The organism is Gluconobacter sp. Gdi, assembly GCF_014132155.1.
Lineage (GTDB): Bacteria > Pseudomonadota > Alphaproteobacteria > Acetobacterales > Acetobacteraceae > Gluconobacter.
This window is the reverse complement of the sequence record NZ_BLJQ01000062.1, coordinates 1-564: the sequence shown is the minus strand read 5'-3', so window position 1 is coordinate 564 and position 564 is coordinate 1. Positions and strand designations below refer to the sequence as shown.

The window sequence follows — 564 nt, the reverse complement described above, 5'->3', positions numbered from 1 at the left end:
GTCATCGTTCAGGACCAGAAGGTACTCGGCCGGGATCTCGTTATAGACCTGCACCGTGGCAGAGAAATCCAGTGGCCCTGTCGTCTCGGCCGTATTGCCGATGATCTTTGTCCGCGACAGCGTATTCGGTGCCCCGACCGTCAGGCTGGCCACCCCCCATTCGGACTGGGTGCCGTCATCTGCGAAGTAGAACACCTGACCGCCATTCGGAAAGGCCGATGCAAAGCTGCGCCGGTTGTCTGGAGCGCCGTTCAGGATAAAGGGGCCGGTGCCGGGATTGGTGGCGTTCTCCAGGACATAATTGCTCAGTCTCGACGCCATTACAGCCTCTCGGTCAGGGTAAAGGTCACGGCATGACGGTCAGCCGGACCAAAAGGATTGGAGATCTCACTCAGAGCGACACGGCCAAACAGCGCGGTCTCTGCCAGAGGTACGCGGTCGGGATCCGGGAGGAACAGGATGTTGCCGCCCTGGCCGCTGACAGACGCCATCGCCCGCACGGCTGGCAGATCGACATCGCCCAGGGACTGATGGACGATACTCAGCTTGCGCCGGCTCCAGCGG

The 564-nt window shown here is 61.7% G+C and carries 2 pseudogenes; both read right to left on the bottom strand.

Features of this window, described 5'->3' with window-relative positions:
- Positions 1-321, bottom strand: a pseudogene (locus tag JN414_RS16465) (hypothetical protein); the annotation flags it as partial.
- Positions 321-564, bottom strand: a pseudogene (locus JN414_RS16460) (hypothetical protein); the annotation flags it as partial. The pseudogenes JN414_RS16460 and JN414_RS16465, both read right to left, overlap by 1 nt.